Source organism: Paraburkholderia sp. Cpub6, assembly GCF_014201065.1.
Classification (GTDB): Bacteria; Pseudomonadota; Gammaproteobacteria; order Burkholderiales; family Burkholderiaceae; genus Paraburkholderia; species Paraburkholderia tuberum.
Genome location: NZ_JACHDM010000013.1, coordinates 197,897 through 205,371, shown reverse-complemented (window position 1 = coordinate 205,371; position 7,475 = coordinate 197,897). Strand labels below are relative to the sequence as shown.

5 protein-coding genes and 1 pseudogene are annotated in these 7,475 nt (G+C 63.6%); all 6 read left to right on the top strand.

Annotation, left to right across the window (positions count from 1 at the left end):
* Positions 1–16 precede the first annotated feature (16 nt).
* A pseudogene (locus HDG33_RS22175) lies at positions 17–244 on the top strand (IS6 family transposase); the annotation flags it as partial.
* Positions 245–514: 270 nt separating this feature from the next.
* Entirely contained in the window at positions 515–1,918 is a 1,404-nt protein-coding gene (locus tag HDG33_RS22170; RefSeq protein WP_184033340.1) for a DNA-binding protein, read from the top strand.
* Positions 1,919–2,096: 178 nt separating this feature from the next.
* The gene (locus HDG33_RS22165) at positions 2,097–3,011 is read left to right on the top strand and encodes a LysR substrate-binding domain-containing protein (protein WP_184033338.1); all 915 of its coding nucleotides are present in this window, start codon (positions 2,097–2,099) and stop codon (positions 3,009–3,011) included.
* 122 nt (positions 3,012–3,133) lie between these two features.
* Complete coding sequence (locus HDG33_RS22160; RefSeq protein ID WP_184033336.1) at positions 3,134–4,429, top strand: dicarboxylate/amino acid:cation symporter; 1,296 nt, start codon at positions 3,134–3,136, stop codon at positions 4,427–4,429.
* Entirely contained in the window at positions 4,426–5,892 is a 1,467-nt protein-coding gene (locus HDG33_RS22155; protein WP_184033334.1) for an aspartate/glutamate racemase family protein, read from the top strand. The genes HDG33_RS22160 and HDG33_RS22155 overlap by 4 nt, the downstream gene beginning before the upstream one ends.
* A gap of 95 nt (positions 5,893–5,987) precedes the next feature.
* Complete coding sequence (gene aspA, locus HDG33_RS22150; RefSeq protein ID WP_184033332.1) at positions 5,988–7,406, top strand: aspartate ammonia-lyase; 1,419 nt, start codon at positions 5,988–5,990, stop codon at positions 7,404–7,406.
* Positions 7,407–7,475: the final 69 nt, after the last annotated feature.

Sequence of the window (7,475 nt, the reverse complement as noted above, 5' to 3'; positions counted from 1 at the left end):
GCCTTGACAACTTTCTGCTCATAGAAGCCATCAACCCACGCGTGAACGCGAGCGCCGGATGCGAGGGTTTCGCTTGCCCGAACGCACGCAGTCATTTCTGTCATGCTTCGGTCCGATCCGCCAGCACTTCGCGCTCAAGCGTCATCTGCTACGCGCCTCGCTCTATCGCAAACAGCTCGCCGCGCGATTTGAAGCCTGGCGTCTCTTCACTGGCATTGCCCAAGCTCCGTCCACCGTGTTCTGAGACACGACTGTCCTTGCCGATATCTCGTCATGGAGTCAGCAACGTGACAGCGCCCGCGGATCGGATCGCCGGGAAGCTCTGAATGTATGTGTGCCGGACCTTTGGTGGCGCAATCCGACGAATACCTCCCCGTAACCTCGGCTTTTCGAACGATTGACCGCCGGGGAAGTACTCGACAATTCGTAGGTATGCGAGGCGAGTCCCAGCGCGGGGTCGCCTCCCGAACGACGAAACGGTATTCGTCACCACGTGCACTTTGTCGAGGCAGGCATGTCAAGCAACATTACGATCACGGACGAACTCGTCGCTGAAATCGCAAACCGGTTGGCCGAAGAGGGCGAGAAGGTGTCTCCGGTAGCCATCTGGTCCGAAGTCCATACAGGCTCGGTGGTCGCGGTGGCAGCGGCATTGCGCAAGTGGCGTGAAACGCGCGCCCCGCGGGTGCCGCAGGTCGTCGAACGTCCTGCGTTGCCGGAAACCGTGACCGACACCATGCGCGATGCGCTCGACCGGCTGTGGAGCTCGGCGCAGGATGAAGCGGAACGCGCGGTGGCGCGACGCCTCGCCGCGATGCGCCAGCGCGTCGAGGACGCCAGCGACGAGCGCGACGACGCGCTTGCGGAACTGCAAACCACCGTCCAGGAACTCGATGCGCTGCAAGTCCAACTGGATAAGATGACGAGCGCCTACGACGAGAAAGTCGACGCAGTAGCCGGTCTCGAAGAGGACATTGCGCTCGCCGTGCAACGGACCGACGCGGCGGAGAAGCGCGCGCAGGAACTTGCCGAGCGCGTTTCGCTCCTCGAAGCGGAACTGCAGAGCGCGGAACTGGCCGCGGAGCGCCAAGCGGTTTCGCACGAGGAGACCGACGCCGCGGGCGAGGGCGAGGTGGCGAACGAGTCGGCTGGGTCAGTCGTCGAAACGCCGGCCGACGAAACGGAGCGTGCGGCGCTGGAAGCGGCGCATTCCGAAGCGGTCGCTCGTCTTCAAAGCGAGCTCGAAGCGATTCGCGCGGAGCTGCAGGCCGAGCAGGAAGCGCACGCGGCCCGCCGGGAAGAGGTCGCGGGCACGCAGGCTGAACGCAATGCCGCCGCACTTGAATTGCAGAATGTCCAGACGCAGATCGCCAGCCTGACCGATGAGCGTGACGCGGGCGCCTCCGAAATCGCGAGACTGTCGGCCAGCTTGTCGGAGGCGCAGGAGCGTGCCGACGCGGAGCAGCAGCGCGCGGCCGAACTGGCCGAAAGCGCGGTGGCGAGCGAGAACGTCGCGGGCCTGGAGTCGGCGTCGCCGGTGACTGCCGACTCTCAGCAGCTCGAGGCATTGAAGGCGCAGATGACGCGCGACGCGGACGCGCATGCCGCCGCAATTGCCGAAGCGCGGGAGACCGTCAGGAAATGGTCCGACTACTCGAACGCACTGAAGCAGCAACTGGCTCAGGCGAATGAAAAAATGGTCGTCGTCCTTGCCCGCGGCGCAGGCGAAGCGACATTGAGCCGCCGGCTTGCCGCTGAACTGGCCCAGCTCAAGCCGGAGCATGAATTGCTGCGCAAGGAGATTCAGCAGCAGGTGGTCGTCGAAACGATCAACGCTCACCTCGAGAAACAAGGCTACCGCTACGACGAGAAGACGGGTGCGGTGTCGAAGCTGAACACCGAAACCTCTCCAGCGTGACGGGATCGTCGATGGGATGGCGCGCGTCGCGAGCATGGCGACGCGCAATGGGCTCGTAGGGAGGGCCTGTGCATGGCGCTTTGACCCCGGTCCGATAGTCAGCGTGCGGCACGGCCAGGCGTAGAATTGCGGGCGCAGCGGCGAGTCCATTCGTCGCTGGACCGGAGACCGACGGCTGATGGAAATCAAGTGGATCGAAGACTTCATCGCGCTCGCCCGCTATCAGAGCTTTTCCCGGGCGGCGGAGTTTCGCAACGTCACGCAATCGGGTTTCAGCAGACGGATCCAGTCGCTCGAACAATGGGTCGGCGCCGATCTCGTCGATCGCAGCGGCTTTCCGCCGACCCTGACCCCGGCGGGGCAACTGTTTCGTGACGCGGCCGAAGACATCCTCGACAAGCTGTTCGACACGCGCGCCATCATTCGCACCGAACAGCGCATCGCCGGCACGAGTCTGCAGATCGCAGCCGGCCACACGATCGCGCTCAACTTCCTGCCCGCGTGGCTGCGCACGCTGTCGAAGCATGTCGGCGAAGTGCGCGCGCGCGTGATTCCGGCGAACGTGCACGATTCGATACTGATGCTGGTCAACGGCAACTGCGAGCTGATGTTCGCTTATCACCATCCGCAGCTGCCGTTGCATCTCGATCCGACCAGGTATGAATGCGTGACCGTGGGCGTCGATACTTTCATGCCGGTATGCAGGCCCAATCAGCGGCTTGCGCACGTGTACCGTCTGCCCGGCGTGATCGAACATCCGATGCCGTTCATCGCCTATACGGAGACGAGCTACTTTGGGCGCTGCTTCGCGTTGCTGATGGAGCAGAGCAAAGCGTCGCCCGCCTTGCATCTTCACTATGAATCCGACATGGCCGAGGTCGTGAAGAAGCTCGTGCTGGAAGGCGAGGGTGTCGCCTGGCTGCCGAAGAGCTCGATCGCCGCCGAACTCGACAGCGGCCAGCTTGTCTCCGCCGGCCGCTCCGAATGGCAACTGGAGCTGGAGTTGCGCGTGTATCGCGACCTCACGAACCGCACTGAACTGCTCGATACGCTGTGGCGGCATCTGCGGGCCTCGTCGGGGTCAGCCGAATAGCGCAGATAGGGTTATCCCGCGTTATGCGAAACTTGCATAGCCGTATGCAACACTAGCATTCACGTCTTTTCTGCCGTCTCTAGAATTCCGTCCAGTCACAAATAATCTCAGGACGGAGACACATGAAGAATCGGCTTACCCTCTACATCCTCGCCGGCATGCTGCTCGGCGTGGCCGTCGGTTATGTCTGCAATCGCACGGCGGCCGATGCCGCGCAGGCGAAGGAGATCGCCGGCTACTTTTCCATCGTCACCGATATCTTCCTGCGGCTCGTGAAGATGATCATTGCGCCGCTGGTGTTCGCCACGCTCGTGTCAGGTCTCGCCGGCATGGAAGGCACGAGCGACGTGCGCCGCATCGGTCTGCGCTCGATCGCGTGGTTCCTGTGCGCGTCGCTGTTCTCGCTCGCGCTCGGCCTCGTGCTCGCGAACCTGCTGCAACCGGGCGCGGGCTTGCACATGTCCCAGACGAGCGCTGACGTGGCCACCGGCCTCAACACGTCGAGCCTGAACTTCAAGGACTTCGTCACACACGCGTTCCCCACCAGCATCGTCGATGCGATGGCGCGCAACGATATCCTGCAGATCCTCGTCTTCTCGGTGATGTTCGGCATCGTGCTCAGCGTGATCAAGTCCGACCCGCGCGTCGCGCCGCTGATCGCGGGCGTCGAAGGGCTCGTGCCCACCATGCTGAAACTGACCGACTATGTGATGCGTCTCGCGCCCGTCGGTGTGTTCGGCGCGCTGGCATCGGCGATCACGGTGCATGGCCTCGACGTGCTGACGACGTACGGCAAGCTCGTCGCCAGCTTCTATACGGGGCTCGCGCTGCTGTGGGCGGCGCTGATCCTCGCCGGCTACGCGTTTCTCGGCAAGCCGGTCTGGGCCTTGCTCAAGGCGATCCGCGAACCCGCGATGCTGGCGTTCTCCACCGCGAGCAGCGAGGCGGCGTATCCGCGCCTGACGGAGAAGCTGGAGGAATTCGGCGTCGACAAGAAAGTGGTCGGCTTCACGTTGCCGCTCGGCTATGCGTTCAATCTCGACGGCTCGATGATGTATCAGGCCTTCGCCGCGATCTTCATCGCGCAGGCGTTCGGCATCGACATGCCGATCGGCACGCAGATCGTGATGCTGCTCGTGCTGATGGTGAGCAGCAAAGGCATGGCGGGTGTCGCGCGCGGCTCGGTGGTGGTCGTCGCGGCCGTGGCGCCGATGTTCCATCTGCCGCCATCGGGCGTCGTGCTGGTGCTCGCGATCGACCAAATTCTCGACATGGGGCGCACGGCGACCAACGTGATCGGCAACAGCATCGCGACGGCAGCCATCGCGAAGTGGGAGGGCCAGCGCGTGACGCGGCAGGAACGCCGCACGGCGATGGCGACGGCTTCGTTCGGCCAGCTCGAAGGCGAGACGAAATGAGCGGCATCGACGCAACGGCTGCCACGAGCGCGCGCAAGTTCGGCGTGGTGGGCGGGCTCGGCCCGCTCGCGAGCGCGGACGTGTTCTTCAAACTGATCAAATCGACGCCGGCCACGCGCGACGCCGAGCACTTCGATGCGATTTTCGAGCAGCAGCCGTTTCGCAGCGCCGATGCCGACAGCGAGACGTTGACGCAGCGCAAGCTGTACATCTTCGATCTGATCAGCAGCTTCGAGAAGCGCGGCGTGACGACTGTCGTGCTGCCGTGCTTCCTGAGTCACACGTTCATCGACGAACTGAAGGCCAATTCGCCGCTGCAGATCGTCGACATGATCGATGCGGTGCGCAGCCACGTGCGCAGAAGATTTCCCGCGGTGCGCCGCGTGGGCGTGCTCGCGTCGGCGCATACGCGGCGCAGGCGCCTGTTCGAGAAGTACTTCGCGGCGCCCGAGTTCGAAGTGATCCACCCGCGCATCGGCGACGGCATCGATTTCGTCACCGAGGCCGTTTATGGCGAGGATGGCGTGAAGAGCGGCAATCTGCGTGGCCGTCCGGCCGAGTTGCTGCGGGCGGCGTGCGAGGACCTGATCGAACAGGGCGCCAACGTCATCGTGCCGGGGCTCACCGAGATCGCGCTGGTCGCGGACGAACTCGGTGCGTTGCGCGTGCCGCTCGTCGATTCGAACCTGGCTTATGCGCAGTACGTGGTGTCCGGCCAGTACCACACGCCCGAGACGATCTTCAAGGTCGGCGTGGTGGGTGGCGTGGGTCCGGCGGCCACCGTCGATTTCATTCACAAGATCGTGCGCGCGACGCCCGCGCGGCGCGATCAGGACCACCTCAAGCTGCTCGTCGAGCAGAACCCGCAGATCCCGGATCGCACGGAGAATCTGATCGGCGATGGACCCGACCCGACCATCTCGCTCTATGCGACCTGCAAGAAACTCGAAACGGGCGGCGCGGATCTGATCGCGATCCCGTGCAATACGGCGCATGCCTTCGTCGAGCGGATACAGCCTTATCTCGGCGTGCCGATCGTCAATATGCTGACCGTGACGGTGCGTTATCTGCGCGAGTCGTTTCCCGCGCTGCGCTCAGTCGGCGTGCTCGCGACTTGCGGCACGCTCGCGAGCGGCGTCTACGAAAAGGCGCTCGAATCGCACGGCTTGCGGCAGGTCGTCCCGGCTCCCGCGCTGCAGGCGCGCGTGATGGACGCGATCTACGGCAAGGAAGGCGTGAAGGCCGGATTCACGGCGGGGCAGTGCCAGCAAGACCTCGCCGCGGCGATCGACGGGCTTATCGCCGACGGCGTCGAAGTAATCGTTCTCGGCTGCACGGAACTGCCGCTGCTGATTCGCGGGCCATATGGGATCGGCGCGAACGGCGCGCGCGTGAGCGTGGTCGATCCGACCGACGTGCTCGCGAAGCAGTGTGTCGCCTGCGCGACAGCGCCGCCTCGATAACCCAACCGCATCACCCAGTCAATGCGACGGACCTGCACACGAGGTGTGCCGGATGACCCCGCTCGCCTGTCGATTTCAGAACCTGAGAGGTAATCATGCTTGCACCGACCGAACGTATCGAACACGACCTTCTCGGCGATCTCGCCGTGCCCGCGAGCGCGTACTACGGCGTACACACGCTGCGCGCGCTGCAAAACTTTCCCATCACGGGTATTCCGATCTCCGTGTATCCGAACCTCGTCAACGCACTGGCGAGCGTGAAAGAAGCCGCCGCGCTCGCGAATTACGATCTCGGCCTATTGAGCGCAGTGAAGATGCAGGCCATCGTGCACGCATGCAGGCAAGTGCGCTCAGGCACCGCGCACGAGCATTTCGTCGTCGACGTGATTCAGGGCGGCGCGGGCACGTCGACCAACATGAACGCGAACGAGGTCATCGCCAATCTCGCGCTCGAACATCTCGGGCAACAGCGCGGCGAATACGCGGTTCTCCATCCGAACGAGGACGTGAATCTCGGCCAGAGCACCAACGACGTCTATCCGACCGCGCTCAAGATCGCCACGTACGCGGGCATCATGCAACTGGTCGACGCGATGGGCGTGTTGCGCGCATCGTTCGAACGCAAGGCGGTGGAATTCGGCAACGACCTGAAGATGGGCCGCACGCAGCTTCAGGACGCCGTACCGATGACGCTCGGCCAGGAGTTCAGCACCTTCGCTGTGATGCTCGGCGAAGACGAAGAGCGGCTGAAGGAAGCGGCCCAGCTCATCTGCGAGATCAATCTCGGCGCGACGGCGATCGGCACCGGCATCAATACACATCCGGAATACGCGCAGCTTGCATGCAGGCACTTGAGCGAAATAACCGGTATCGCGTTGACCACGTCGCCGAATCTGATCGAAGCGACGCAGGATGTCGGTTCGTTCGTGCAGCTCTCCGGCGTACTGAAGCGCGTCGCCGTAAAACTCTCCAAGACCTGCAACGATCTTCGCCTGCTTTCGAGCGGTCCTCGCGCGGGCCTCGGCGAAATCAACCTGCCGCCGGTGCAGGCGGGTTCGAGCATCATGCCGGGCAAGGTGAATCCGGTGATTCCGGAGGTCGTCAACCAGATCGCGTTCGAAGTCATCGGCAACGATGTGACGGTGAGCTTCGCCGCCGAAGCGGGGCAGCTCCAGCTCAACGCGTTCGAGCCGATCATCGCGCACAGCCTGTTCAAGAGCGTCGCCCATTTACGCGCAGGGTGCCTCACGCTCGCGTCGAAATGCGTCGACGGCATTACCGCGAATCACGAGCGGCTGCGCGCGATCGTCGAGAGCTCGATCGGCATCGTGACCGCGCTGAACCCGTACATCGGCTATACGCACTCGACCGAAGTCGCGAAGGAAGCGCTTGCGTCGGGCAAAAGCGTCGCGCAGATCGTGATCGACAAAGGGCTGTTGAGTCAGGCGCAGCTCGACGAGATTCTTCAACCCGCCATGCTGACGCAACCAAGAAAGATGTCGTCGGCGGCGTGAGCGACGAAGGTTGTTCCGGTCACAGGTCGCGTGCATACGCACGCGACTCTTTTAAACGATGGAGGAGAG